Source organism: Martinezella sp. CNPSo 3964 (assembly GCF_057784375.1).
Genome location: NZ_JBXSOW010000006.1, coordinates 154,915 through 181,682 on the forward strand (window position 1 = coordinate 154,915; position 26,768 = coordinate 181,682).

27 protein-coding genes are annotated in these 26,768 nt (G+C 60.6%); 21 read left to right on the top strand and 6 right to left on the bottom strand.

What is annotated here, in order from left to right:
• Positions 1-51: 51 nt before the first annotated feature.
• Genes paaZ through AC13Q5_RS19785 form a run of 3 tightly spaced genes read left to right on the top strand, consistent with a single transcriptional unit; the run spans position 52 to position 3,247 of the window.
• Positions 52-2,109 carry a phenylacetic acid degradation bifunctional protein PaaZ gene (paaZ, locus tag AC13Q5_RS19775; protein ID WP_488502869.1) on the top strand — a complete coding sequence of 686 codons (2,058 nt, stop codon included), beginning with the start codon at positions 52-54 and terminating at the stop codon, positions 2,107-2,109.
• Positions 2,110-2,113: 4 nt separating this feature from the next.
• Positions 2,114-2,632 (top strand): acyl-CoA thioesterase, encoded by a 519-nt coding sequence (locus AC13Q5_RS19780; protein ID WP_075852908.1) that lies wholly within the window; start codon positions 2,114-2,116, stop codon positions 2,630-2,632.
• The gene (locus AC13Q5_RS19785; RefSeq protein ID WP_488502870.1) at positions 2,633-3,247 is read left to right on the top strand and encodes a phenylacetic acid degradation protein PaaY; all 615 of its coding nucleotides are present in this window, start codon (positions 2,633-2,635) and stop codon (positions 3,245-3,247) included. It begins immediately after the preceding gene.
• A 9-nt stretch (positions 3,248-3,256) separates the two neighbouring features.
• Here AC13Q5_RS19785 and AC13Q5_RS19790 read toward each other — a convergent pair whose 3' ends face one another.
• The 4 genes from AC13Q5_RS19790 to paaG all read right to left on the bottom strand — a co-directional run bounded on the left by AC13Q5_RS19790 (position 3,257) and on the right by paaG (position 6,539).
• Complete coding sequence (locus AC13Q5_RS19790) at positions 3,257-3,853, bottom strand: TetR/AcrR family transcriptional regulator (protein WP_075852910.1); 597 nt, start codon at positions 3,851-3,853, stop codon at positions 3,257-3,259.
• A 104-nt stretch (positions 3,854-3,957) separates the two neighbouring features.
• Positions 3,958-5,268, bottom strand: coding sequence for a phenylacetate--CoA ligase PaaK (paaK, locus tag AC13Q5_RS19795; protein WP_488502871.1), 1,311 nt, complete (start codon positions 5,266-5,268; stop codon positions 3,958-3,960).
• Positions 5,269-5,310: 42 nt separating this feature from the next.
• The gene (gene paaI / locus AC13Q5_RS19800; protein ID WP_075852912.1) at positions 5,311-5,754 is read right to left on the bottom strand and encodes a hydroxyphenylacetyl-CoA thioesterase PaaI; all 444 of its coding nucleotides are present in this window, start codon (positions 5,752-5,754) and stop codon (positions 5,311-5,313) included.
• The gene (gene paaG, locus AC13Q5_RS19805; protein WP_488502872.1) at positions 5,751-6,539 is read right to left on the bottom strand and encodes a 2-(1,2-epoxy-1,2-dihydrophenyl)acetyl-CoA isomerase PaaG; all 789 of its coding nucleotides are present in this window, start codon (positions 6,537-6,539) and stop codon (positions 5,751-5,753) included. Before paaG ends, paaI begins: the two co-directional genes overlap by 4 nt.
• A 95-nt stretch (positions 6,540-6,634) precedes the next feature.
• On the opposite strand from paaG, the gene AC13Q5_RS19810 reads away from it, so the two are divergent.
• Complete coding sequence (locus tag AC13Q5_RS19810; RefSeq protein WP_488502873.1) at positions 6,635-8,698, top strand: 3-hydroxyacyl-CoA dehydrogenase NAD-binding domain-containing protein; 2,064 nt, start codon at positions 6,635-6,637, stop codon at positions 8,696-8,698.
• Between the two features lie 181 nt (positions 8,699-8,879).
• On the top strand, positions 8,880-9,539 hold the full coding sequence (locus AC13Q5_RS19815) for an acyl-homoserine-lactone synthase (RefSeq protein WP_075852915.1): 660 nt from the start codon (positions 8,880-8,882) through the stop codon (positions 9,537-9,539).
• Here the strand turns inward: AC13Q5_RS19815 and AC13Q5_RS19820 are convergent.
• Positions 9,529-10,260 carry a helix-turn-helix transcriptional regulator gene (locus AC13Q5_RS19820; protein WP_075852916.1) on the bottom strand — a complete coding sequence of 244 codons (732 nt, stop codon included), beginning with the start codon at positions 10,258-10,260 and terminating at the stop codon, positions 9,529-9,531. The two genes, AC13Q5_RS19815 and AC13Q5_RS19820, sit on opposite strands and share 11 nt — an antisense overlap.
• Positions 10,261-10,884: 624 nt before the next feature.
• On the opposite strand from AC13Q5_RS19820, the gene AC13Q5_RS19825 reads away from it, so the two are divergent.
• The 11 genes from AC13Q5_RS19825 to AC13Q5_RS19875 all read left to right on the top strand — a co-directional run bounded on the left by AC13Q5_RS19825 (position 10,885) and on the right by AC13Q5_RS19875 (position 20,203).
• Positions 10,885-11,328, top strand: coding sequence for a hypothetical protein (locus AC13Q5_RS19825; RefSeq protein WP_075852917.1), 444 nt, complete (start codon positions 10,885-10,887; stop codon positions 11,326-11,328).
• On the top strand, positions 11,325-11,753 hold the full coding sequence (locus tag AC13Q5_RS19830) for a hypothetical protein (protein WP_488502874.1): 429 nt from the start codon (positions 11,325-11,327) through the stop codon (positions 11,751-11,753). Before AC13Q5_RS19825 ends, AC13Q5_RS19830 begins: the two co-directional genes overlap by 4 nt.
• 16 nt (positions 11,754-11,769) lie before the next feature.
• Positions 11,770-12,369 carry a TetR/AcrR family transcriptional regulator gene (locus tag AC13Q5_RS19835; RefSeq protein WP_488502875.1) on the top strand — a complete coding sequence of 200 codons (600 nt, stop codon included), beginning with the start codon at positions 11,770-11,772 and terminating at the stop codon, positions 12,367-12,369.
• Between the two features lie 280 nt (positions 12,370-12,649).
• Positions 12,650-13,681 carry a 2-aminoethylphosphonate ABC transporter substrate-binding protein gene (locus AC13Q5_RS19840; protein WP_488502876.1) on the top strand — a complete coding sequence of 344 codons (1,032 nt, stop codon included), beginning with the start codon at positions 12,650-12,652 and terminating at the stop codon, positions 13,679-13,681.
• Complete coding sequence (locus AC13Q5_RS19845) at positions 13,681-14,823, top strand: ABC transporter ATP-binding protein (protein WP_488502877.1); 1,143 nt, start codon at positions 13,681-13,683, stop codon at positions 14,821-14,823. Before AC13Q5_RS19840 ends, AC13Q5_RS19845 begins: the two co-directional genes overlap by 1 nt.
• Positions 14,816-15,685, top strand: a complete 870-nt coding sequence (locus tag AC13Q5_RS19850) for a 2-aminoethylphosphonate ABC transporter permease subunit (protein WP_488502878.1) — start codon at positions 14,816-14,818, stop codon at positions 15,683-15,685. The genes AC13Q5_RS19845 and AC13Q5_RS19850 overlap by 8 nt, the downstream gene beginning before the upstream one ends.
• A complete protein-coding gene (locus AC13Q5_RS19855; RefSeq protein ID WP_488502879.1) occupies positions 15,669-16,466 on the top strand; it encodes an ABC transporter permease subunit in 798 nt (265 codons plus the stop codon). Before AC13Q5_RS19850 ends, AC13Q5_RS19855 begins: the two co-directional genes overlap by 17 nt.
• A 105-nt stretch (positions 16,467-16,571) precedes the next feature.
• Positions 16,572-17,474: a LysR family transcriptional regulator gene (locus AC13Q5_RS19860; RefSeq protein WP_457879372.1), complete on the top strand. Its 903-nt coding sequence runs from the start codon at positions 16,572-16,574 to the stop codon at positions 17,472-17,474.
• Positions 17,475-17,597: 123 nt separating this feature from the next.
• Positions 17,598-18,743, top strand: coding sequence for a TIGR03364 family FAD-dependent oxidoreductase (locus AC13Q5_RS19865; RefSeq protein ID WP_488502880.1), 1,146 nt, complete (start codon positions 17,598-17,600; stop codon positions 18,741-18,743).
• 5 nt (positions 18,744-18,748) lie between these two features.
• Entirely contained in the window at positions 18,749-19,552 is an 804-nt protein-coding gene (gene phnX / locus AC13Q5_RS19870; protein WP_488502881.1) for a phosphonoacetaldehyde hydrolase, read from the top strand.
• A gap of 168 nt (positions 19,553-19,720) precedes the next feature.
• Entirely contained in the window at positions 19,721-20,203 is a 483-nt protein-coding gene (locus AC13Q5_RS19875) for an MEKHLA domain-containing protein (protein ID WP_488502882.1), read from the top strand.
• Positions 20,204-20,225: 22 nt separating this feature from the next.
• On the opposite strand, the gene AC13Q5_RS19880 is transcribed toward AC13Q5_RS19875, so the two are convergent.
• A complete protein-coding gene (locus AC13Q5_RS19880; protein ID WP_075852926.1) occupies positions 20,226-21,041 on the bottom strand; it encodes an IclR family transcriptional regulator in 816 nt (271 codons plus the stop codon).
• Between the two features lie 266 nt (positions 21,042-21,307).
• Here AC13Q5_RS19880 and AC13Q5_RS19885 point away from each other — a divergent pair, with 266 nt between their 5' ends.
• The 5 genes from AC13Q5_RS19885 to AC13Q5_RS19905 are packed head-to-tail and all read left to right on the top strand — an operon-like array spanning position 21,308 to position 26,767.
• Positions 21,308-22,375: an ABC transporter substrate-binding protein gene (locus tag AC13Q5_RS19885; protein ID WP_075852927.1), complete on the top strand. Its 1,068-nt coding sequence runs from the start codon at positions 21,308-21,310 to the stop codon at positions 22,373-22,375.
• A 30-nt stretch (positions 22,376-22,405) separates the two neighbouring features.
• Positions 22,406-23,914, top strand: a complete 1,509-nt coding sequence (locus AC13Q5_RS19890; RefSeq protein WP_488502883.1) for a sugar ABC transporter ATP-binding protein — start codon at positions 22,406-22,408, stop codon at positions 23,912-23,914.
• Positions 23,911-24,876, top strand: coding sequence for an ABC transporter permease (locus AC13Q5_RS19895; protein WP_488502884.1), 966 nt, complete (start codon positions 23,911-23,913; stop codon positions 24,874-24,876). The genes AC13Q5_RS19890 and AC13Q5_RS19895 overlap by 4 nt, the downstream gene beginning before the upstream one ends.
• Entirely contained in the window at positions 24,873-25,826 is a 954-nt protein-coding gene (locus tag AC13Q5_RS19900) for an ABC transporter permease (RefSeq protein WP_488502885.1), read from the top strand. Before AC13Q5_RS19895 ends, AC13Q5_RS19900 begins: the two co-directional genes overlap by 4 nt.
• Positions 25,823-26,767, top strand: coding sequence for an amidohydrolase family protein (locus tag AC13Q5_RS19905; RefSeq protein ID WP_488502886.1), 945 nt, complete (start codon positions 25,823-25,825; stop codon positions 26,765-26,767). The genes AC13Q5_RS19900 and AC13Q5_RS19905 overlap by 4 nt, the downstream gene beginning before the upstream one ends.
• The last annotated feature ends 1 nt before the right edge of the window (position 26,768 follow it).

Sequence of the window (26,768 nt, forward strand, 5' to 3'; positions counted from 1 at the left end):
TGACGGTTTTCCGTTCGGGATTGCTGGAAAAGATGAAGGAAGGAAATTCGGATGAACATCATGGCAAACCAGCCGCGTCGGCTTGAAAGCTATGTCGGCGGCGCGTGGGTCGCCGGTGCCAAGGAGGGCGTGTCGCTGCTCGATGCGTCGACCGGCGCACCCGTCGCATCAATCGATTCCTCCGGCATCGATTTCAAGCAGACACTGGCGCATGGCCGCGACAAGGGTGGCCCGGCGCTGAGAAGCATGTCCTTCCATGAGCGCGCCGCGATGCTGAAGGCGCTTGGCCAGGCGCTGCTCGAGAGGAAGGAAGAATTCTACGCGCTGTCGACGGCGACCGGCGCCACGCGCGCCGATAGCTGGGTCGATATCGAAGGTGGCATCGGAACCTTGCTGTCCTATGCCTCCAAGGGACGGCGCGAGCTGCCGAACGCGCGCGTACTGCTCGATGGCGATGTGGAGCAGTTGTCGAAGGATCAGAGCTTTTCCGCGCAACATATATTGAGCCCGCTGCAGGGCGTCGCCGTTCATATCAACGCTTTTAACTTTCCTTGCTGGGGCATGCTAGAAAAGGTCGCGCCGACCTTGCTGGCCGGCGTTCCCGCCATCGTCAAGCCGGCGAGCCAGACGGCTTATCTCACCGAACTCATGGTCCGCCGTATCATTGAAACCGGCCTCTTGCCGGAGGGGGCGCTGCAGCTCGTCTGCGGCTCGGTCGGCGATCTCCTCGATCATGTCGAAGGTCAGGATGTTGTGACGTTCACCGGCTCTGCCGCAACTGGCCAGCGTCTGAAGACACACAAGGCGATCATCGAAAACTCCGTGCGCTTCACCATGGAGGCCGACAGCCTCAATGCAGCCGTTCTCGGCCTCGATGCTGCGCCCGGCACGGAGGAATTCGACCTCTTCGTCAAGGAAGTCGCCCGCGAGATGACCGTCAAAGCCGGCCAGAAATGCACGGCCATCCGCCGCGTCATCGCGCCCCGAGCCTACAGCGAAGCGCTGATCGGCGCCTTGAAGGATCGCCTCGGCAAGACGGCAATCGGCAATCCGTCTGATGAGACTGTTCGGATGGGGCCGCTCGCAAGCCTTGATCAGCGCGAGGAAGTGCGCGCGCGCATCCGCGATCTCTCTGCGGACGCCGAGATCGTCGGCGGCGATCCCGATAATCCGAGCATCATGTCCGGCGATGCGAGCGCCGGCGCCTTTCTCAATCCGGTTCTGCTTTATTGCGACAAGCCCGGATCGGCACGCGCAGTTCACGATGTCGAGGCCTTTGGCCCGGTCAGCACGGTCATGCCCTACGATACGGCGGAAGAAGCGGTCGATCTGGCACGTCGCGGCAAGGGCAGCCTCGTGGCCTCCGTCTTCACTAACGATTCGCAATTCGCCGAGGAGGTCGTTCTCGGTCTTGCGCCGTTCCATGGCCGCGTGATGATCGGCAACCGCGCCAGCGCCAAGAGCTCCACCGGCCATGGCTCGCCTCTGCCAGGCTTGGTTCATGGCGGTCCTGGCCGTGCCGGCGGCGGCGAGGAGCTGGGCGGCATTCGAGGCGTGAAGCACTATATGCAGCGCACCGCCGTGCAGGGCACTCCACGCCTTCTCTCAGCAATGACGGGTCGCTGGATGGACGGCGCGGATGCCCGTACCGACAGCGAGCATCCCTTCCGCAAATCGCTCGCCGAGCTGAGGATTGGCGACCAGCTCATCACCGCCACCCGCACTGTTACACTGGACGATATCGAGCATTTTGCGAGCTTCACCGGCGATACGTTCTATGCCCATATGGACGAAGAGGCTGCCAAGGCTAACCCGTTCTTCGAGGGCCGCGTTGCGCACGGCTATCTTATCGTCTCGTTCGCGGCCGGTCTCTTCGTCGATCCGGCTCCAGGCCCGGTTCTTGCAAATTACGGTGTGGACAATCTGCGCTTCCTGACACCGGTTAATCCGGGTGATACGCTTGAGGTGCAATTGACCTGCAAGGAGATCAATCCCCGCATCAATGCCGAGCATGGCGAGGTGCGCTGGGATTGCAAGGTAACGAACCAGCTGGATGCCGTCGTCGCGCAGTATGATGTTCTGACGATGGTGGCGAAAACGAGAGAGTGAGCGCATGACGACGATCGAGCAAGACCCGCATCGCCTGGAAATGACCGTGCTGATGACGCCCGACATGGCGAATTTCAGCGGCAAGGTGCACGGCGGCGCTCTTCTGAATCTGCTTGATCGCGTCGCCTTCTCCTGTGCTTCGCGCTATTCCAAGCAATATGCGGTGACGCTGTCGGTCGACCAGGTGCTGTTCAAGGAGCCGATCAATGTCGGCGAGCTCGTCACCTTCCGCGCCTCGATCAACGATACCGGGCGCACGTCCATGGAAGTCGGCATCCGGGTCGAGGCGGAAAACATCCGTTCCGGCCAGCGCCGCCACACCAATTCCTGTTATTTTACCATGGTCGCGGTGGATGAGGCCGGCCGCCCGGTTCGCGTGCCCGAGCTGGTTCCGGTGACGGCAGCCGACATCCGGCGGCACAAGGCCGCCCAGCTTCGCCGGACATTGCGTCGCGAATTCGCGCAGCGGCTTGATGCGGTGGCCGAAACCGGTCGCGATGTCGAAGGTTTGGGAGCCGATTAGATGCCGCAGATCTATTCCTATGACGGTGTGATCCCGGTCATCGATCCCGCGGCCTTCGTGCATCCGGCCGCAACCGTCATCGGCGATGTCATCATCGGGCCGGCTTGCTATGTCGGGCCGGGCGCCGTGCTGCGAGGCGATTTCGGCCGCATTGTGCTGGAGCGCGGCTCGAATGTGCAGGAGACCTGCGTCGTGCATAGTTTCCCGAATCTCGAGGTCGTTATCGGGGAGGCAGGGCATATCGGCCATGGCGCGGTGCTGCATGGCTGCCGGATCGGCGCCAATGCCATGGTCGGCATGAACGCCGTCATCATGGACGAAGCCGTTATCGGCGAGAATGCCATCGTCGCCGCCCTAGCCTTCGTCAAGGCCGGCGCCGAAATCCCGGCCAACAGCCTCGCCGTTGGTTCGCCGGCGCGCGTCGTGCGCGCATTGACGCAAGAAGAGATTGCCTGGAAGCGCCAGGGCACTGCCATCTACCAGCGCCTGGCGCTGGAAGCGAAGGAAAAGCTGGTCGCCGTCGAGCCGCTGACCGCGCCGGAACCGGATCGCCGCCGCATCCGTGCGCCGGAATATGATCCTCTTATTCTCGAACGGATGAAGCTCGGCGGCTGACGTGCGGCATCAGCGGACGGCCTTGACACCTTCGAGGATGAGCGTGGTGGCAATATCGGCATATTCGTCGCGGGTGATCGGCCCGTTGGGGCGGAACCACATGTAGACCCAGTTCATCATGCCGAAGAGCGACATGGTGACCGGCATCAGCAATGGCCTGTTCTTGTTGAGGTCTGGATTGAGGTCTTCGATGATGGCAGAGAAGTGCTTGACGATGCGCCGCTCGATCGTCCGCAGTTCCGATAGCTGCTCCGGCGATAAGGCATGTGTGCCGTTGAGCTGCACCTTGTGCTCGTTGTCGGCACCTTCGTAGTTCTTCAACACGGCTTTTACGAGCAGACGCAACCGCTCCTGCGGCGTTACGTCGGTGCGGTCTGCCGCTTCGATGGCGCTTTCAAGTTCCGTCAGGTGCGTCTGCACGATGTCGAAGATCAGTGCATCCTTGCCTGGATAGTAGTGATAGAGCAGGGCTTTCGAGACATTGCCGTGCGAGGCGATCATCGACATGGAGGCTTTCTCCATGCCTACCTCGGCAAAGACCGCCGCAGCGCTTGCCAGGATACCACGCTGTTTTTCTTCGAAATCAACTGCGCGTGTGCGTGCCATGTGATCCTGCTCTGCTCATTCCCTGTCGATCATGGCCGCTTGGTGCGGCCAGTCTTTTCTATATACAGTCAAATCCTTGCCAGGCTATCCCGCTGGATTCCCAATCATTCCCTTGGGCGGTTGTCGATCACGCGCTTTGCCTTGCCTTCGGAGCGCGCCACGCCGCCCGGAGAATGCACGGTGATCTTCGTCGTCACACCGACGACGCTCTTGATGTGATGGGTAAGTTCCCTTGCCGAAACACCGCGTGCGGTTTCGTCCGCCGCCTCCAGCGTGCACTCCACATGAACGGTCATGTTGTCCATGCGGCCGGAGCGCGTCAGCTCGATCTGGAAGTGCGGCGCAAGCCCGCGGCATTTCAGGATCTGCTCCTCGATCTGCGTTGGAAAGACGTTGACGCCGCGCAGGATCATCATGTCGTCGGAGCGGCCCGTCACCTTCTCCATGCGGCGCATGGAACGTGCGGTGCCGGGCAGCAGCCGCGTCAGGTCGCGCGTGCGATAGCGGACGATCGGCAGGCCTTCCTTGGTCAGTGTGGTGAAGACCAGCTCGCCGATCTCGCCGTCAGGCAAAACTTCGCCGCTAACCGGATCGATGATCTCAGGATAGAAATGATCCTCCCAGATATGCAGCCCGTCTTTGCTCTCGACGCACTCATTGGCGACGCCCGGCCCCATAACCTCGGACAGTCCGTAAATGTCGACGGCATGCATGTCGAAGGCATGCTCGATTTCCTCGCGCATGGCATTGGTCCATGGTTCGGCGCCGAAGATGCCGACGGCGAGCGAGCTTTCGCGCGGGTCGAGGCCCTGGCGGCGGAATTCGTCGAGGATCGAAAGCATGTAGGAAGGCGTGACCATGATGATGCGTGGCTTGAAATCCTGCATCAGTGTGACCTGCCGTTCCGTCATGCCGCCGGAGATCGGCACGACCGTACAGCCGAGCTTTTCCGCGCCGTAATGCGCACCGAGGCCGCCGGTGAACAAGCCGTAACCATAGGCAATATGCACCAGATCACCCGCACGGCCACCGGCGGCGCGGATCGAACGGGCAACGACGGTCGCCCAGGTATCGATGTCCTTGGCGGTATAACCGACGACGGTCGGCTTGCCCGTCGTGCCGGAGGAAGCGTGAATACGGGCGAGCTTCTCGCGCGGCACGGCGAACATGCCGAAGGGATAGGTGTCGCGAAGATCCTTCTTCGTGGTGAAGGGAAACTTGGCGAGATCCGCCAGGGTCTTGAGATCGGAGGGGTGCACGCCGGCTTCATCGAAGCGCTTGGTATAGAAGGGTGAATTCTCATAGGCGTGGGTGAGCGACCATCTCATGCGTTCGAGCTGCAGCGCGGAAATCTCGTCGCGCGAGGCTGTCTCGATCGTCTCAAGCTCGCCGGCCCGCGGGGAAAGGTGTTCCATGAATGTCTCCTCCAGAAATGCTAGACGCTGCCGGTATCAACCCTATCCCGGCAGAAGCGTGCCCTTGACCGTTCGCGAGTGGCCGCGGAATTCCGCGATCTGCTCGCCCTCCTGGTTAGTGATCGCGATATCGTAGATGCCGCCTCGTCCGCGACGGGATACCTCGCGCGCCGTCGCCGTCAGGCGGTCACCCTTGAAAGCCGGCGCGATGTAGGTCACCGAACAGTGCTGGGCGACCGTGCGCTGGTTGTAGCTGTTGCAGGCGAATGCGAAGGCGGAATCGGCGAGCGTGAAGATATAGCCGCCGTGGCAGGTGCCATGACCGTTCGTCATGACCTCGGTGACTGCCATCGAAAGCGTCGCCTCACCCGGTGCTACGGCAAGCAGCTCCATGCCGAGGCGCTGGGTGGCGTTGTCTTCATCCCACATGGCTCTGGCGCAGGCTTCCGCGAGCGCCTGCGGCGAAAGATTTTCTACCAGGCTCATCGTCCCTTGAACTCCGGCTTGCGCTTTTCGAGGAAGGCGGTGACGCCTTCGGCATAGTCGACGCTATGGCCGGCTTCGCGCTGCAGGTCGCGCTCGAGATCGAGCTGCTCGTCGAGTGAGTTGGTCGCTGCCGCCTGAATAGCGCGCTTTGTCAGGCCCAGCCCCTTGGTCGGGCCGGCCGCGAGCCTTGCGGCGAGCGCCGTTGCCTCTTCCATCAGCTTGTCGTCGTCCACGGCGCGCCAGATCAGGCCCCAGCTGGCTGCCGTTTCCGCGTCGAGCGGTTCGGCCGTCAGCGCCAGCGCCTTGGCGCGGGCTTCGCCGACAAGCCGCGGCAGGTTCCACGTGCCGCCGGAATCCGGCACGAGGCCGATTTTCGCGAAGGCTTGGATGAAACGGGCGGAGCGGGCGGCAAGGGTAATGTCGCAGGCAAAGGCGATATTGGCGCCGGCGCCGGCAGCCACGCCGTTGACCGCGCAGATGACAGGCTTTTCCAGGCTACGGATGAGGCGGAGCAACGGATTGTAGAAGGTCTCGATCGTATGGCCGAGATCTGGCGTGCCCTTGCGCGGATCGCGATCGCCAAGATCCTGGCCGGCCGAGAAGCCGCGGCCCGCTCCCGTCAGGAGAACCGCGCGCACGTCGGTGTCCTTATGCGCGCGCTCGAAGCCGGCACGCAGCGCAAGATGCATTTCCTCGTTGAAGGAATTGAGTTTGTCGGGTCGATTGAGCGTGAGGCTCAAGACGCCATCGGCAAGCGCCGACAGAATGGTGTCGGATTCGGACATGTTTCCTCCCCGTCGCCCTTCCAGCAGCGACGACAAAACTCTTGCATAAACCGACCGGTCAGTCAATTATAAAAGCAACGATCGGGAGGAAGATCATGACCGTCACCATCACGCACGAAGGCGTAATCGCCGTCATCACCATCGACAACCCGCCCGTCAACGCACTGTCGCAGGCGTTGCGCCAGGCGTTGGTCGATGCGGTTTCCACCATCGATGCGGATGCGAGCGTGAGTGCTGCCGTCCTTCGCTGTGCCGGCCGGACCTTCATCGCTGGCGCTGACGTCAGTGAGTTCGGCAAGCCGCCGATCTCGCCGCATCTTCCCGATGTTGTCGCGGCCGTTGAAAGTGCGAGAAAGCCCTGGGTGGCGGCGATCCATGGCAGTGCGCTTGGCGGCGGCCTCGAAGTAGCGCTCGGCTGCGCCTATCGCGTTGCGGTCGCCTCGGCAAGTCTCGGCCTGCCGGAGGTGAAGCTCGGCATCATCCCGGGTGCCGGCGGCACGGTTCGCCTGCCAAGGCTGATCGGTGCCGCAGCCGCCGTTGATCTGGTGACAAGCGGCAATCCCCTCGATGCACGAAAGGCGCTGGCATTCGGTCTCGTCGACGCCATCGTCGAAGGTGAACTCCTGTCGGCTGCTATCGCGTTTGCGCGGGGGATTGCCGACAAATCGAGACCGCAGCGGATATCAGAGCGCGCCGTTCCTGCAGTCGAGGATGGTTTCTGGGAGAATGTGGAAAAGGCCGTTGCGGCCAAGGCGAGGCGGGAGGTTGCTCCATGCCGTGCGCTTGCTTGTATCCGCAAGGCGAGCGAGGCGGATTTTTCGGCCGCAATGGCCTTCGAGCGCGAGACGTTTCTGGAGCTACGCGGCTCCGCGCAAGCGGCGGCCTTGCGTCATGTCTTCTTCGCCGAACGGGCCGCATCCCGCCCGCCGGGACTTGCCGGTGCAGTGCCGCGTGACATCCGCTCTGCTGCCGTCGTTGGAGGTGGCACCATGGGTGCCGGCATCGCCGCGGCCCTGAGGGATGCCGGTCTGCCGGTCGTTCTGGTCGAACGCGATCGAGCCGCCGTCGAGCGAGGCGTCGCCAATATCAAGCAGATCTTCGAGGCCTCCGTAAAACGGGGCCGCATTTCGCCTGAGACCTCAGCAGAGCGAATGGCCGGTGTCGTCGGCACGGACGATTATGGCCTGCTCGCCGACACCGATCTTGTCATCGAGGCGGTTTTCGAGGATCTCGCCGTGAAGCGCGCCGTCTTCACCCGCCTGGCTAAGGTTTGCCGTGCCGATGCTGTGCTGGCAACGAACACGTCCTATCTTGATCCGGAGGAGATCAGCGAAGGGCTTGCGCAGCCGGAGCGCTTTCTGGGTCTTCATTTCTTCAGCCCCGCCCATGTCATGAAGCTTCTGGAGATCGTGCCGACTGATAAGACAGCGCCGGCCACGCTGGCGACAGGTTTTGCGCTCGCCCGCCTGCTCGGGAAAATTCCGGTCCGCGCCGGGATCTGCGACGGCTTCATCGGCAACCGCATACTGAAGGTGACGCGTGTGCAGGCGGAGCGTCTTCTGCTTTCAGGTGCTACGCCTACCGCCGTCGATGCCGCCATGCGCGCCTTCGGCCTGCCGATGGGGCCATTCGAGGCGCAGGATCTCGGCGGTCTCGACATTGCAGCCTTCCAGCGCAAGGCCGCGCGCGAACGCGGCGAAGCGCCCTTCGCCCCTGTTGCCGACCGGCTCTGCACCATCAGGCGCTTTGGCCAGAAATCAAGCGGCGGTTGGTACGATTACCCGCCCGGTGAGCGCGCACCGCAGCCGTCGGATGTGGTTGCCGCCGTCATTGAGGAGGAGGCCTCGGGATGGTCGCAGAAGATATGGGACGAGGTGTCGATAGCCGATGCCATCATCCTGCCGATGGTGAACGAGGCGGCACTGATGCTTGACGAGGGTGTTGCCATGCGTACCGTCGACATCGATCTCGTCAAGATCCATGGTTATGGCTTCCCGCGCTGGCGCGGCGGCCCGATGCATTATGCGCAAACTCGCGGTCTCGCCGAAATCGTTGCCGCGCTGGATCGGCTTTCCATATCCCGTCTTGCCGAACCGCCATGCGAGGCCCTGCGTCGGGCGGCGGAAGATGGTAGCTTCAGGCCGCTTGAAAGGCCTTAGCGCACGGAATTGCCCGCAAGCCCCTGCATGCCGACAAGAGAGGCCGCAGGAGTGATTGAATCGTTGCCTTGCTCCGTACCCTTCGATTCTAAAGGGTACTCGCGGCCATGCAATCTGGCGGAATCGATATATTGAAGCCTGGCTCCAAGATGTTTTGTTAAGGCAAAATTTGGAGAGGCTAATGCTACAGATACTGACACGACGAGACCGCAACGCGGCGTCCTCGTATTTCACTCAGATGTTCCGCGCTCGAGCGCTCGTCTTCCGTGATCGAATGGGGTGGGATGTCAACGTCGAAGGTGGTTTGGAAATCGACCGCTTTGACGACGAACACGATCCCATTTACCTAGCCGTGAAGGAAGAAGACGATGAGCTCACAGGCTCGCTGCGGCTGTTGCCGACAACGAGCGAGACCATGCTTTCGAGCGAGTTCCAGCATTTTTTCAACGAGGATCTCGATATCTGCAGCCCGTCTATCTGGGAATGCACGCGATTTTGCGTGCATCCTCCGATCGAGGCCGGGCGCGCATCGTCGCAAACAGCTGCTGTCGAGCTGCTATCCGGTCTTTGCCGCCTGAGCTTGAAGTCGGGTATCGAGCACATCATGGGCGTCTATGATGCGTCTATGATCGGGGTTTATCGGAAGATCGGCTGGTCGCCGACGCCGCTTGCCCGCTCGCGGCCGGAGATCGGCAACCTTTATGTTGGTCTTTGGGAGGTAAACGAGGAGTCCGATCAGCGGCTCGAGCAGCGGCTGAAGGCGATGCGAGGCAAGGATGACAGGACCCCCACCTTGCAATTTGCATCTTCTTTGCCTGGCAATATTCAGTTCAGCTTTTAATGAGCTCGAGCGAGATCGCTTTCGCAATGGCCTGATTTGTGGTGCTGACATGAAGTTTGCGGCGGCCGGAGCTGAGATACAGGCGCACGGCGCTCTCGGAAATTCCAAGAATAGATGTGATCTGCTTCGGAAGCAGGCCGTGCGCCAGCAGTTCGAGGCACTCGGTCTCCCGCTTCGAAAGTTTGCGTCCGATGCTTTGCTCCCGCAGGCCGGACACGATCAATGACTGCTCATGCAGATAATAGGCGATCACTTGCAGATCGCCTATTATGCTGTTTCGCAATTGCTCCCAGTCGCCACTCTTCTGATTTGAGGTAACCGTAAAAAGCGATCGCTCGCCGTGAGGTCCTCGAACGACCAGCGTCAAGCCGTAGCGTCCGACATCAAAGGCTTCAGCTTCGCGAAAAAAGGAGATGCTTTTCGGCGACTTCAGATCGAGGGTCGACCAGTCGAAGGGCAGAAATCCGTTGCGTCCAGCTTGAACCACGGGATCGATCGCAAAGTAATCGTGAGCGATATATGTCTCTACCCATTCCGGCGGGTAGGTCAGCAGGAGAAGTGGGTTCTGCTGCGACAGGGCAGCGATTTGCGTCACGTGAAAGACTGCGTTTGCCAGACCGTATAGGGAGCAGAACTTGAATAAGAACTGGCGCAATTCATCGATATCATTTGCCTGAGCTATCTCAGACAAGCAATGAGATTGGCGTGATCCTGTCAACATAGTCTCACCATAGAATCCGAAGTGAAAGTGGTGCCTGAGCCATGAGCAGCGCGTCTGGGATGTCTTTCAAGGTTTGAAGACCGTCCTGACGCTCCGGCCGCACTCACAACTATTCAAAAGCCAACTTTTCAAGGGCATGATCGGACTCTTAAAATTGTCGAAAACATAGTCACTGCCAATCATATGAGGGTTGTGTTGACGCGTCTTGGGATACACGCGGAGGATATGGGCCGCCGACCCTTTGCTGTGTGTCTATATGCGCCATATAGCATTCCGCCATGCCCTGCTGCTCCTTTCGAGGACACGCCGACGCCGGCATGCCGTATGCGAAATCCGCATTCAAATAGATGGTTGATCCGGCCAGGCAACCGAAACCTCCACCGCGTCAGACAAATCCACATGGGGTGCGATCAAACAGGCCTTAAGGCCGAGCGGAGTGCAGGCCCCATAATGCCGGCTTCAAAAGCCTACTCCCTCTTTACAAATGACCGACGGTCAGTCATATATGTGACTGTCATTGTCAGGTTTTGGGGGCATCCGAATGGTCGTCCGTATTGAGAGGTTGAGAGCTTCACCACAGAGCGACGCCTGCTTCCGACTTGTCGCATCGGGGTATATCCAGTCATGATCCGTCACGATCTCAGCCATTGGCCACTCGTGCTTTCCGCCGCTCACGGCGCGATCTCGCTCGATGAGCAGCTCGCCTTCTTCTCGGACTGGAACGCCTGGCTCGATCGCGGCGAATCCTTTTCGACATTGCGTGTCTTCACGGATGCCGAGGCGCTCACGCGGCCGGAGGGTGGCGCGAAAGATGCAAAGATCTGGTTTCAGGCCAATGGCGAGCGCATCAGGCAGTTCGTCATCGGCATGGCGACCGTTGTGCCGTCGGATGCTCTTGAGGAGATGAGCCGCATGAATGCCGAAAAGCTGTTCGGAATTCCTGCGCAGATGTTCGATGATGTCAATGAAGCCGCGATGTGGCTTGCTTCCCTTTCGGCAATGCAAGGAAGACCCCTGGACGTCGGAAGGGCGTTGCGAGGCCTGGCAGCTTTGCGCGGGCTGTCATGAGCGGGCATATGTCGATGGTGCCTGAGGGTGATGAGACGCATTGGCCGCTCGCGATACTGGTCGCGGAAACGCCACTTGATGCGGACGGCGTGCGCGCGAGCCTCGATATGGTCGAGGCCTGGCTAAGACGCGAACAATCTTTTGCTCTCCTCCTGGTCGCGGCTTGCGGATTCGCGTTTCAAAGCGATGTAGCTGTGCTGCCCATGCTGGCGCAGCGGCTGGACCTTGTTCGCGAGACGCTTTGCCAATCCCTTCTCGGGGTCGCAGTCGTCGCCCCTGCATCGACGGTCGATGGCGTTCGGCGAAGTCTTGCTCGTCTTCCGCTCGATATGCCGTTAGAAGTCTTTGAAAAGGGCTCGCTTGCGGTGCGGTGGTTGTGCGCATCCGCTCTCTCTCCGGCGGGTATCGTCATCGACAGCCTATGAACAGCGAGGAGACCCCGTGACCGTTACAGATCGTCCGCGTCCGCGCACCAAGCCCCCGGAAATTCGCCGTGAGGAATTGATGGATGCCGCGCAGCGCCTGTTTCTGGAGAAGGGGTTTGCCGCGACCAGTGTTGCGGAGATCGTTGATGCCGCAGATGTCGCCAAGGGTACTTTCTATCTTTATTTTCAGACCAAGGACGATGTCCTTAAAGCCCTGCAAGCGCGTTTCATCGAGCTCTTTTGCGAAAGGGTCGATGCAGTCGCCAGAGCGTCTGCCTCTGACAGTTGGGTGCGGCGACTCGACGTTTTGATGGAGACCTGCGTGCTTGGCTATCTAGACGAGGTTGCGCTTCACGATCTGGTATTTCACGAGTTTCAGCCGACGAAGCGGGACATGAAGCGTGCCAATCCCCTTGTCAGCCGCCTGACGTCCTTCCTCATCGAAGGTCATGCCGCCGGCGCGTTCGCCTTTGTCGATGCCCGGCTGACGGCCGTCATGCTGTTCAATTCCATGCACAGCGCGGTGGATGACTGTCTGGCCGATGGGCCTGATGTCGATCGGCGCAAACTCGTTGCAGCTGTGACCGATTTCTGTCGAAGATCCATAGGCGGCTAGGCCGCCGTCGTCCGTACTACTGGCCTTTACGTTCCCGTGAGCTCCCGCATTTTCTCGGAGCCGGGGTGCCATGATCATTGGCCGGTTCACATCAATAAATCATCCAAAGCCGGTCTTGATTGCATTGATCAAGAAAGTTCTGTTCCCTTATCAAAATTATAGACAAAAACTATTGTCATATAAATGAAATAGTTTTTGACTATGAATTTGCTCGCGCCGTCTAACGTTAGCCCATCTCCGAATGCTGGCTGGGGTCAAGTCATTGAGCAAAGGAAAGATCATGAAAACGAAATCCATTTTTGCGCTTGCGGGCCTGCTGGCCGCCGTCGCCCTGCCGGCCATGGCCGCCGACAATGTCGTCACCATCTACAGCGCCGACGGCCTGCATGACGGCACGCCGAGCTGGTATGGAAACGAATTCGACGCCTTCACCAAGGCGACCGGTATCAAGGTTCAGTATGTCGAGGCGGGTTCGAGCGGCGTCGTTGACCGACTGTCGAAGGAAAAGTCCAACACGCAAGCCGACGTTCTCGTCACCCTGCCGCCCTTCGTGCAGAAGGCTGCAAGCGAAGGCCTGCTGGAAGCCTACGCCCCCAAAGCCGCCGACAAGATCGAAGCGCGCGACAAGGACCCGAAGGGCTTCTACGTCGCCATGATCAACAACTATCCGAACTTCATCTACAACAGTTCGGTTCTGAAGACGGCGCCGTCGACCTACCAGGACCTGCTCGACGCCAAGTTCAAGCAGAAGATCCAGTATTCCACGCCCGGCCAGGCTGGTGACGGCACCGCCCTGATGCTGCAGGCATTCCATGCCTTCGGCGGCAAGGATGCCGGCCTCGATTACCTGAAGAAGCTGCAGGTCAACAATCTCGGCCCGTCCGCTTCCACCGGCAAGCTCACCGCGCTCGTCAACAAGGGCGAACTCTATGTCGCCAACGGCGACCTGCAGATGAACCTCGCGCAGCAGGCCGACAATCCGAACATCAAGATCTTCTTCCCCGCCGGCCCGGATGGCAAGAAGACCGCCTTCTCGCTGCCCTATTACGTCGCTCTCGTATCTGCTGCGCCGCATTCGGAAAACGGCAAGAAGCTCATAGACTTCCTTCTGAGCGAGGAGGCCCAGAAGGATGTCAGCGCCGTCGCGCAGGGTCTGCCTGTCCGCACCGACATCCATCCGATGGATGAAAACTTCAAGAAGCTGCATGCCATCATGGAAGGCATCGAAATCTGGACGCCGGACTGGAACAAGGTGCTCGCCGACCTCAAGCAGGACGTCGACGCCTACGGCAAGGCGATCGCGAGCAACTGATGGCGATGGCGAACACCAAGCCATCCGAGAGCGGGCGGCCGACGGAAACGTCGGCCGCATCAGCCAAACGGATCGCCTTCGAGAATGTCTCCGTTGCCTATAACGGCCTCACCGTTCTCGACTCGCTGAACCTGACCGTCAATCCGGGCGAGATCGTCGCCCTGATCGGCCCGTCCGGATCGGGCAAGACGACGGCGCTGCGTGCCGCGGCCGGCTTCGTTCGCCCGTCGAAGGGTCGCATCATGATCGGCGACCGCGATGTTACCAATCTCGCACCCTATGACCGCGATATCGGCATGGTGGTGCAGAATTATGCCCTCTTTCCACACATGCGCGTTGAGGAAAACGTCGCCTTCGGGCTGCGGGCGCGCCACACGCCGGAAGAGGTCATCCGCACTCGCGTCCCGGAAGCGCTCGCCATGGTCGGCATGGCGGCCTATGCGAAGCGTTATCCGCGCGAGCTTTCCGGCGGCCAGCAGCAGCGTGTCGCGATTGCCCGCGCCATCGCCATCCGCCCGCAGGTGCTTTTGCTTGACGAGCCGCTGTCGGCGCTCGACGCACAGATCCGCCGTTCGATGGTCGATGAGCTCGCAAGGCTGCACCGCGAGCTGCCGTCGCTGACCGTGCTCTATGTCACGCACGACCAGTCGGAAGCGCTGACGCTTGCCAACCATATCGGTATCATGCGCGATGGAAAGCTCCGTGCCTTCGGCGATGCCCAGTCGCTGTTTCGTTATCCGCCGAACCGCTTCTCCGCGGAATTTCTCGGCCGCGCCAACCTTCTCGAGGTCAAGGGCGTGCAGCCGCTCGACGATCAGCGGGCGCAGGTCACCTTCGGAGATCAGGTGCTTGTCGCGCGCAACCATCATCAGCTGACGGCGGGAAGCGATTGCCTGCTTTGCGCCCGGCCGCATGATTTTCGCCTCGATGCACCACAGGGCGATAGCAATCGTCTGACTGGCGTCGTGCGCAGCGTGCAATGGCAGGGCGATACCCACAATGTCACCCTCGATATTGCCGGGCAGGAAATCCGCATGTCCTCGGCGCCGATGAGCACGCCGCCCGTTCCCGGCGCGATGCTGACGGTTCATTTCAATCCCACCGACGTCACCCTCGTACCGGAGGATGGCCGTCATGGCTGATGTTGCCGTTGGGATGATCGAATGGAAACCGCGGTGGGATCGCCTCTGGAGCGTGCCGCCGCTGCTTGTTCTGGCGATCCTGTTCTTCTATCCGCTGGGCCTGATTATCAGGCAGTCGCTCGGCGATCCCGGCACGCTCTCGTTTTCCGCATTTGCCGAAGTGCTGTCGTCTCGCGAATTCCATGACGGGCTTCTGCACACCATCGTCATCGCGTTGGGAGCGACAGCAGGGTGCCTCGTGCTCGGCTTCGTCTTCTCACTTGTGATTGCGTTCGTGCCCTTTCCTGGGGCGAAGTTCTGCGGGCGCTTGATCGATACTTTCATCGCGCTGCCGACTTTTCTCGTCACGCTCGCCTTCACCTTCATCTATGGCTCGGCCGGCCTTCTCAATGAGGGCCTGATGCGACTGATGCAGGTGGACCTCCCGCCGGTCGACTTTCTCTATTCGCAGTGGGGCGTCATCCTGGCAGAAACGACCGTCTATACGCCCTTCGTCATGCGGCCGCTGCTCGCCACCTTCTCACAGATCGACCAGGCGCAGATCGAGGTTGCCAGCAGCCTTGGTGCCAAGCCTTGGCGCATCGTCCGGCAGGTCATCCTTCCGGCGGCCATGCCGGCCCTGATCGCCGGCGGCAGCCTGTGTCTGCTGCTGACCGTCAACGAGTTCGGCATCGTTCTCTTCATCGGCGCCAAGGGCGTCATCACGCTGCCCGTGCTCATCTATGCCAAGGCGATCCAGGAATTCGACTATACGACCGCCTGTGTCATCGCTGTCGTCAATGTCGTCCTGTCGCTCGGTCTCTACAGTATCTACCGGGCTGTCGTCGCTCATTTCGGAGGCAATCGTGCTGATATGGTCTAAGTCCGGCCGGCTTCTGGTCTGGGCATTCGTCGTGCCGTTGTTTGCGATCGTCTATGGCCTGCCGATCGCTGTGATCGCACTGGCAAGCATCAGCGGGCAATGGAACGACATTCTGCCCAGCAAACTGACATTGGTTCACTATGCCAACGCCTTCCGCAGCGACTCCTTCGACAGTCTCAAGGCAAGCATCATCACCGGAGCGATCGCAAGCATTGCCGCCCTCATCAGCGGCACCTGGGCGGCCTTGGCTCTTCGCAAGATGAAGCCATTGCGCAAGCGTGCGCTCGATCTGATCTTCTTCGTTCCGAGCGCCGTCCCATCCGTCTCCATCGGCTTGGGCCTGCTGGTTGCCTTCAGCCAGCCGCCGCTGCTTTTGAACGGCACGCGAATGATTGTGTTGATCGCGCATTTCGTGCTGATCTCCGCCTTCACCTACGGCAATGTTTCGGCTGGTCTTGCGCGTCTGCCGATCGAATGCGAGCAAATCGCCGAAAGCCTGGGCGCGCGTCCGTTCTACCGGCTGCGGCGCGTCACGCTGCCGCTGCTGATGCCTTATCTGGTTGCGGCCTTCAGCCTCAGCTTTGCGATGTCCATGGGTGAGCTGGGAGCGACCGTCATGGTCTATCCGCCGGGTTGGGTCACGCTGCCAGTCAATATCTTCGCGCTCTCCGACCGCGGCGCCATCTTCGATGCGGCGACGCTGACGATGATCCTGGGTGCGGCGACATTGATCGTGCTCTGGGGCCTGTCGCGGCTTTCCAACCGGTCCGTGCTGCGTTGATGCCATGTCTCGGAGAGCATCCGGCCGAAAGCCGGTTGCGTCACCAGGATACGCGACTTATTGAAACGGGTAGCTGTGCGATTTCTGAAGGTGGGGCTGTCCGGGATGCCGTCTGTTACGCTTGCGCAAATGAAAGCCGTCGAAGCATTGGCGCGCACGGGAAAATTCTCGCGCGCGGCCGAGGATCTGGGCATCAGCCAGCCCTCGGTTTCGACGCAGATCCAGTCGTTCGAGGAGCTTTGCCGCACCCGCGTCTTCATCCGTGATGGTCACAATGTCAGCATCGCGCCATCGGCCGTCGATCTGATCGCCAAGATCCGGATCACGCTGAAATGCCTGGGCGAGGTCGACCGCGCGATCACCGATACGACATCGTTGAACACCGGCACGATTTCGATCGGCTTTAGCGCGCACCGCCTGATCATGCCGATCCTGACGGCCTTCGTCCGCGAATATCCATCCCTGCGGCTGACGACGCGGGGCGGTCCTTCCCTCGATCTTGCCGATGCGGTCCTGCGCGGCGAACTCGATGTTGCAGCCGTCTCGCAGGTCGCGCCCGACAGCCGCTTTGCATCGCTGCGGCTGCATGAATCCCGTGTGGCGATCTATGGCCGCAAGGGCGATCCGATGCTTGCCAAAGGCCGGCTGACGCTATCCGATCTCGACGGGCGTGACATGGTGCTCTGGAACAAGGCGTCCGGCACCCGCACGCTGCTCGAGGACGCTGCCTCGAAGCAGGGCGTGCGGCTGAAGCCGGTGCTTGAGGTGGCGACCCTCGATGTCGCCTACGCGGCAGCGGCCGCCGGCATAGGGTTGGCAATTTCCATCGAGGGTGAAGTGCCACCCGACGATCATATCGAGGTGGTACCCTTGGTCGAGCCGGAGCTTGCCATAGGCCATTATCTCGTGACCTTGCCGGAATGCCGCGACCACGCTGCCATCCAGGCCTTTTTCGATGTGGCGAAGGAACATGCGCGCGAAGTCGACGGTGGGCTGCCTTCGACATGAATCCAAATTATAGGTAAATCATATAATTTATGAGAATTTATAATTCTGTCATATCGTTTTGCTAGTCTTTGCCCTATAGACTGACGGCCACGGTTCGATGCTGGCCGAGGAAAGGGTGAAGTGATGGCGAATAGGTACGATCTTGCGGTTGTCGGTGCGGGCATTGTCGGCATCGGCGTTGCACTGGCAGCTGCGCGCCAAGGCAAGAAGGTCGTCGTCATCGAGCGCAATGCCAAGGCGGTCGGCGCATCCATCCGCAATTTCGGCTTCGTCACCATCAGCGGACAAAAGGCGGGCGCCCATTGGGAACGGGCCATGCGCACCCGCGATATCTGGGCAGAAGTCGTCGACGAGGCTGGTATTCCCGTCATTCATCGCGGTTTGGTCATGCCCGCGCGTCGCCCGGAGGCCGCCGTCGTGGTCGATGCGTTTTTGAAGATGTCGATGGGCGAAAAATGCCGCCTGATGACGAAGGCTGAAGCGCGCGATCTGGTGCCAAGCCTGCGTCTCGGTGGCGTCGAGACGATCCTTTACAGCCCGCACGAACTGCGCGTCGAATCTTCCGAGGCGCTGCCGAAGCTTGCGGTCTGGCTCGAGGCGCGACACAAGGTCGACTTTCGTTGGAGTACGGCTGTTCGCGCCATCGACGGCACGCGGATCGAAACCAGCCATGGCACGATCGAGGCGGAAGCCGTCGTCGTCTGCCCCGGCGACGATTTCTCGACGCTCTTCCCCGAGGTCATCGCCAAACATCCTCTCACGATCTGCACGCTGCAGATGCTGCGCGTCGCACCTGCCCAGCCGAGCCGGTTCGGAGCTGCGGTGATGTCTGATATGAGTCTTGCCCGTTATGAAGGCTTTGCCGATCTGCCGGAGGCGGAGGCGCTTGGAAGGCGGCTTGATCTCGAAGAGGCCGAAAGCCGAGCCGCCGGCATTCATCTCATCGCCGTCCAGTCGGCCGACGGCTCGCTCGTCGTCGGCGATAGCCACGTCTATGGCAATGCGCAGCAGCCATTTGCCAGCGAGCGCTTCGACCGGCTGATCCTCGACGAATTCGACCGCGTTTTCGACCTTCCAGGTCGTGCCGTCGCCAATCGCTGGATCGGCACCTACGCCTCCTCGAAGGAGCGGACGGTGCTGGTGGAGAGTCCCACCGATCATATCCGCCTCGTCATGGTGACGGGCGGAACGGGCGCATCGACCGGTTTCGCTCTGGGCGAGCAGGTCATCGACGATCTCTATGCTTCAACATCTCGGTCTTGGGAGTAAAACCAGTGAACCAGTTAAAAGCCGTTGTCTTCGATTGGGCCGGGACGGTTATCGATTTCGGGTCCTTCGCGCCCATGGGCGTTTTCGTCGAAGCTTTCAGCCGCTTTGGCATCGAGGTCACCATTGCCGAGGCACGGGAGCCGATGGGCCGGCCGAAGTGGGATCATATCGACGCCATGCTGAAGCAGCCGCGCATCCGCGGGCTTTGGACTGTGCGTCATGGCAAGGCCCCGACATCAGCCGATGTCGACGCGGTCTACGAGGTTTTCGTGCCGATGAACGAAGAGGTCGTTCACAAGTTCGCCGATCTCGTACCCGGTACGGCCGAAGTCGTGGGAGCGCTGCGCCAGCGCGGAATGAAAATCGGTTCCACGACGGGCTACACCCGCTCGATCATGGAGCGCGTCTTGCCGCTTGCGAAAGAGCAGGGCTATGAGGTCGACAACCTTGTCTGTGCCGGCGACCTGCCGCAAGGCCGCCCGACGCCGATGAACATGTATAAATGCTTCCTCGATCTCGACGTCTGGCCGGCGCAGGCGGTGGTCAAGGTTGACGATACCGGTGTCGGCATCGACGAAGGTATTGCTGCGGGTTGCTGGACGGTTGGCGTCGCGCTCAGCGGCAACGAGGCAGGGCTCACCCCGCAGGAGATCGCCGCCATGGCTCCGGAGGCGCTTGCCAAGGTTCGCGAGCGCGCGGCCGGCGTGCTGACGGCGCAGGGTGCGCACTACATCATCGACACGGTTGCCGACCTGGTGTCTGTCATCGACGACATCGAGCGGCGTCTCGCGGCCGGCGAGCGGCCGTAATTTGGTTGATGTTTGTCGCTGCTATCAGTTGTTTGCCTCAGGGGCCGTGGCTTCGCGGCAAGGTTGAGGGTGGATATTCGCGTCTTCCCGCTTGCCCTGCTTTTGATCTTTGCCGCAATTTGATAGGTATCGCTCCCGTCGATGCCCAGAACGGCAGGAAGAGCACAGATGACTGACAGGCCTGAAAGCAACGCCGTCAATTTGTCGGTTGACGGAGCCTTTTTCGAACTTCTGACCGACAGTTTTCAACGCATTGTCGGTATTCCGCTCGCCAATTCGGAAGCAGGGCCTGATTGGCTCTATAATGAGGCGCCTTTCGTGGTCCTTGCTCACAACAGGGATGCCGATCCGCGTTTCGTCTACGCCAACAAAGCCGCCCAGAATTGCTTCGAATATCCTTGGGACGAATTTGTAACGCTGCCCTCGCGGCTTTCGGCCGAGCTCCCCAATCGCGCCGAGCGCCAGCAGTTGCTGGATGCGGTGACACGCAACGGTTTCATCTCCAACTATCGCGGCCTGAGGATTGCGAAATCCGGACGGCGTTTCTGGATCGAGGACGGCATCGTCTGGCAGCTCGTGGACCGAGACGGCAATTTACGCGGGCAGGCTGCAACATTTTCCAAATGGAAAGATGTACAGGCCGCGGGATAGAGACACGCGGCCCTTGCTGCTACTATGAGCCAGGTCTCGGATGGTGGTTTCCGGCGGAGCGACGGCTTGACAATTGCAGCGCGCCGAGGGCTTCGGCATGTTCTTTCAGAACAGCGAGATAATGTGCGCGGTTGCGTATTCCGTCTTCCCTTGGTGCGACAAGGCAGATCGTCGCGGAATGGCGGCCGGTGTCATCCTTGATTGGCACGGCAAAACAGTGTGTGAAGCTGTCGACGATGCTGTTGAAGGTGAATTCACCAGCTGCTTGCGCTTCTCGTACTTCGCGAATGAAAGCCGCCGGCTCCAGCCATTGACCATTCGGCAGCAGGAAATCCTCTTTCGGAATGAAATCGATAATTTCATCATCGCTCATGTGGGCGACGAGCAAGCGCCCGGATGCGGTCCACGGTATCGGAACGCGGTGCCCGACATCCGACGAAATACGGAACGGCCGGGCGCCCTCGCGCATCCGCACGACGGTATATTTATTACCGTCGAGCATGCAGAATTGCGCCGTTTCACGAGTTTCGGTCGCAATCTTCTCAAGAACCTTGTCGCACTCGGCCATGAAATCGAACTGATCCTCGTAAGCTGCGCCCAGAAGATACAGCTTGCGTCCGAGATAGACGCGTTTCTCGTTGTCGGCATATTCCAGAATGCCATTGCGCAGCAGCACATTGACCAACTCGTAGACCGATGATCGCGGCGCGCCGATATGAGTGGCAATCTCATTCGGTTTCATGGGCGCGCGATGCACGCGAAGGAAATCGAGGATCTCGAAGGCCCGGTCAAGACCTCGCGCCCGCCTGGCGATCGCATCATCGTTTATGGCATCCATCCTTGTTCTCCAGTTCTTTCCGCGGGCGGCTGCGGACAGGCGCATGCAATCCATTGTCGAGACCGGCCAAGCGTCGTCAACCGTAAGGTAGGAACGCGCCGGTGCCATGGCGTTACCATCCTGCAAAATGCTTGTCGTCGCTCTTGTCAACTCAACAAAATATCCTAAGCTGTGGCTTGTCCAGTATTATAGCTTAATGTCCGCTATTTTGGACAAAATATAAAGACCTTTAGTGCAAGACCGAACTGCCAAAAAAGGGGAACACAATGAATTTGAATGTCCTGGAAAATTCGAAACCGCATGTGTCGCTTCTCAGCGGTATCGCCGTCGCCGCGCTGCTGCTCGCAACGACCTCGAGCACGGCATTGGCCGCCTCAAACTGCATCAAGGGTGATCGCAAGGCACCCTATACGATCGGCTGGGCCAACATCTACTCCGTCCCGACCTGGATGAAGCAGACCGAAGGCACCATTACCGACGAGGTCGCCGCTCTGAAGAAAGAGGGCCTGGTCAAGGATCTGAAAATTACCGACGCGCAAGGCAATGCCCAAACCCAGATCCAGCAGATCCAGTCGATGATCGACGCCAACGTCGATGCGATCATCGTTGAGGCGGGCTCTTCGACCGCGCTCGATCGTGTCATTTCCGATGCATGCTCGAAGGGGATCGCCGTCGTCAATTTCGACAGTCTCGTCGATACCGATAATCTGACGGCCAAGATCAACACCGATTCCAACGAATGGGGCCAGAAGGCTGCGCAATGGATGGTCGATCAGCTGCACGGCAAGGGCAAGATCATCATCATGAACGGACCTGCCGGCGTTTCCGTCAGCGATGATCGCCGCAAAGGCGCGCAGCCCGTGCTCGATGCCAACAAGGGCCTCCAGGTCATCACAGAGACGAACACCGAATATAACGTCGCACCTGCCCAGGAGGCCATGACCAGCCTTCTGTTTGCCAATCCGGAAATCGACGGTGTGCTTTCCCTGGGCGGCGCTCTTTCCGCTGGCGCCGTGCTTGCCTTCGATCGGCAAGGCCGCGATCCGGTGCCGACGACCGGTGAAAACGCCCGGCAATTCCTGGAGCTGTGGAAACAGAAGGGATTGAAGGGTTGGGCGACGATGCAGCCGAATTGGCTCGGTGCCCTTTCCGTGTACACGGCCGTCCAGGCTCTGCAAGGCAAGACGGTCCCGCACTTCGTCAAGGTGCCGCTGCCGGTCATCGACGATAGCAATATCGGGGGCTATCTTGCTCGGGCGGACAAGTTTCCGGCCGACGGCTATATCTACTCCGACTATGATCAAGCTCTCTTCGACAAGCTGCTGGCGCAGTAAGATCGCCGGCATACATCGAAGGTTCAAAACATGATCGATCGTCCGCCCCTGCTTCAGGCAAAGCAGGTCTTCAAGGGCTTTTTCGGCAATCCCGTGCTCAAGGGCGTGAATATCGCGCTGCAGCCGGGGCGCATCCACGCCTTGCTTGGTGAAAACGGGGCGGGCAAGTCGACGCTGATCAATCTTCTGTCCGGCACGCTGGTGCCGGACAGCGGCCAAGTATTACTGAACGGCCGGGAAGTATCCCGGTTCTCCCCGGCAGACGCGCGCAAGGCCGGAATTGCTGTTGTCCAGCAGGAGCTCAGCCTCATGCAGGAATTGTCGATCGCCGAGAACATAGGGCTGGGTGCCTATCCCCGGCGCTTCGGCTTTGTCGATTATCGCGCGCTTCACGAGCAGGCGCGCGGTGTTTGCGAGCTCGTCGGGTTGGAGGAGGATCTCGACACGCCGGTCGGTGATCTCTCGCTCGGCCGTCGGCAGCTGGTGGAGATCGCCAAGGCGCTGTTTCGCAAGCCGAAGGTGCTGATCCTCGATGAGCCCACATCGTCGCTGTCGGCGCACGAGGCCGGCATCCTGTCATCACTGATGATGCGACTGCGCGATGAAGGCGTCGCTCTTCTGTTCATATCCCATCGCTTGAATGAGGTGCGCGCGCTCTGCTCTCACGTGACGATCCTGAAGGATGGGGTTGTGACCGCAGACCAGCCGCTTGCGGATGTCGATGCGGAGGGCCTCGTGCGGTTGATGGTCGGGCGGGATGCCGGCGATCTTTTTCCGGCATGGGTGCCTGCGCCATCCGGCCGGGAACTCGTCAATGTCAGCGGCTTTTCGGCAGGAATGGTCCGTGGCGTGAATTTCTCCGCGCGGGCCGGGGAGGTTGTCGGCATCGGTGGCCTCGTGGGCCAGGGCCAGGAAGATTTCCTGCTGGGATTATATGGCGCGCTGCCGGCTTCGGCGGGGGAGGCAAGCATTTGCGCGCATCACGGCCTGTTTGCCGACGTCGGATCCGCCAATGCGGCGGGGCTCGCCTATGTTCCGGCGGATCGAAAGCGAGAAGGATTGATCCTGCCGCATTCGATCGCATCGAACCTGGTTTTGCCGAATATAGGTGATCTAGCCCGCAAGTTCCTGCGTGACCGCTCGGCCGAACGCAGTCTTGTTGCCGATCTTGCCGCGCGGTTGACCATTCGCGGCGATACGCAGCGCCCCGTCCAGGCATTGTCGGGCGGAAACCAGCAAAAGGTCGCCCTTGCCAAATGGCTGCCGCGATCGCCGTCCGTCCTGTTGCTGAACGACCCCACCCGCGGCGTCGATATCGAGACGAAGCGGGAAATCTATCTCATGCTGCGTGCCTTCGCGGCCGAGGGAAGGCTGGTCGTCCTGCTCTCCTCGGACACGCCCGAGCTGGTCCATCTCTGTGACCGGGTCCTCGTTTTCAATGAAGGCCGGAATGTCGCCTTGCTGGAGCGGGAGGCGATTTCCGAGGAAGCGATCGTCGGCGCGGCCATGGGCGTTTCTGAAAGAGGAGTTGCCGCATGACGGCTGGATCCATATCTTCGCGGCTCTATTGGGGCATCCAGCGGCAGCGCAACCGCGGTATCGGCGGCCTCTATATCGTCGTTGCGGCCTTCCTGCTCCTGTATGCTTGGCTGTTTCCAGGCATTTTCGGCCTTGGCGGATTTTCGAAATTCACCCAGAACTGGTTTCCGCTCGCTCTCGTCACGATGGCGCAGACGCTTCTGATGCTGAATGGCGGCATCACCCTGGCGATCGGCCCACTAGTCAGCCTGGGGGCGGTCATAGCGGCAACGATGATGGGCGGCGACGCCATCGGTGCGGTCGGCGGCATTGCGATTGTCGCGGCAGCAGGGCTGCTGATCGGTGCGCTGATCGGCATTATCGTCGCCTATCTTAGGCTTCCGGCGATCATCGTCACCTTGGCGGGCTCCTTCATCATCGGCGGCATCGCCCTGTTGATCCTGCCGCGTCCGGGCGGGTTTATCCCGGATTGGTTTTCGGACCTGCTGGCCGGCGACCGGCCCGTTGCGTTCAGCCTGCTCGTCGCCACGCTGATCGGATGGAAGCTTCTTTTGGCGACGCCGGTCGGGCTCGGCATTTATGCGGCAGGCGAAAATCCGGTCGGCGCCTTTCGATCCGGCGTGCCCGTCGAAGTGATGAAAGTGACGGCTTTTGCGATCTCCGGCCTGTTGGCCACGCTCGCCGGCCTGTTTGTCGCAGCTCAGACAGGTTCGGGAGATCCGGTCATCGGCAATCCCTTCACCCTCAATTCGATCGCCGGTGCCGTCCTGGGCGGTGTCGGCTTTCTCGGCGGCAAAGGCACAATGCGCGGAGCGATCTGCGGTAGCCTGCTCTTGTCCGTCATGATCAACGTGATGTTCTTCCTCGGCTTCCCGCCGGTTGCGCAATATGTGGCGCAGGGGCTGATCATCGTCGGAGCCGTCGCCATTCCCGAACTGTCACAGCGCTGGAGGACGAAATGAGCGCTCTCTCCTCCCATCTGAAGTCGCTGCTGCGCCATCCGCCGCTGCTGACTCTGATCCTGGTCGCTATCGTCTGGGTGATCGCGAGCCTTACGCTGCGCGGCTTTGGTGCCTATGGGCACCTGCGATATATTCTCGAACTTTCCGCCGTCATCGGCATTGTCGCCGCCGGCCAAACGCTGGTGATCGTCATGAGCGGCATCGACCTGTCGGTCGGTGCGGTCATTACCGTGACGGCGATCATGCTGCCGTTGATTTCGCCGGGCTGGGATCCGACGGGCCTTGTCGGCATCGTCCTGTCGCTGATGCTTGCGACGGCGATCGGCGTGCTCAACGGCGCCGGTGCTGCCTTCCTGCGCGTGCCGCCGATCATCATGACCCTGGCGATGGCAACCTTTCTGCAGGGGCTTCTGGTGATCGTCGCTGGCGGCAGCGCGGTTTCCGTAACGAACGCCGCCGTCATCTTGCTCGGCTCGGCACGCCCCTTCGGCATTCCGGCGGGCATCATCCTCTGGGTGCTCGTCTCTGCCGCCGTTCTGGTGCTTTTGCATCGAACGCCCATGGGTGCGCGCTTTCTGGCGCTCGGCGCCAATGTGGTTGCGGCACGATTGTCCGGTGTCAGTGTGATCCGCAATACCCTCATCCTCTATGGGCTATCGGGGTTCTTTGCAGGTCTTGCCGGCATGCTGGTCCTGGGGATGAACAGGCAGGGTTACGTCGGGATCGGCGATCCCTATCTCCTGACGTCCATCGCCGCCGTCGTTCTTGGAGGCACTTCCATTCTTGGCGGACGCGGCACCTATGCCGGCACCATTCCAGGCGCAATCCTGCTGGTGACGACGACGGCCCTCATCACAGTCGTCAATGCATCGGCCGGGTGGCGCTCGATCATGTTCGGATCGCTTATCCTGGCGCTGCTGCTGATTTCAGGCCGGGAGGCGCGGCGATGAGCCCGCGTTACGCAGGCCCGGTGATCGACCCTCATCATCACCTCTGGGATTTGTCCCTCGATCGTCATCCCTGGCTCCGCCGAAAAAGCGGTGCCGATGAGGAGATGGTCTTCGGCAGCATCGAACCCATCCGCCGCAACTATGGTACGACGGATTATTTAGCCGATGCCAGGGGGCAGAATATTGTCGCCACCGTTCATGTCGAAGCCGGCTGGTCGCAGGCACATCTGGCTGAGGAAACGGCATGGCTCGATACGCTCGACAAGGCAGGTGGAGTTGCCCGCCGCTACATCGCCCGCGTTCCGCTGGATAGCCCCGACGCCGCATCCCGGATCGAGGCCGAGGCGGCAAATGCTCGCGTCGTCGGATTGCGCGACATCGTGAGTTGGCATGTGGAGCCGGCCAAGAGCTTTGCCAAGACGAAGGGGCTGATGCAGGACGATCGCTGGCGCTTGGGGCTGCGACATGCCGAGCGGCTTGGGCTCGTCTTCGATTTGATGTTGTTTCCCTGGCAGTTCGATGAGGCCGTCCGGCTGGTCGCGGATTTTCCCAACATGATGTTCGTCGTCAATCATTGCGGCAGCCCGGCCGATCGCAGTCTCGAGGGGATGACGGCCTGGCGGGACGGGTTGCGAGAGCTGTCGCGGGCGGACAATGTCCGGATCAAGGTTTCCGATCTTGCCGCCTATGATCCGCAATGGACACTGGAAAGCCTGCGGCCGGTCATCGTGCACTGCCTCGAATGCTTCGGTACCAAGCGGGCGATGTTTGCCAGCGATTTTCCCGTTGCCGGGCTGCATGCCTCCTTTGACGAGGTCTATGATGTTTTCCGAACCGTGGCGGCAGCGTTGAGCAACGAAGAACAAGGTGACCTTTTCTTCACGACGGCCAATCTTACCTACCGTCTCGGGTTAGAGCCGGACGGCACAAGCGGGGACTAAA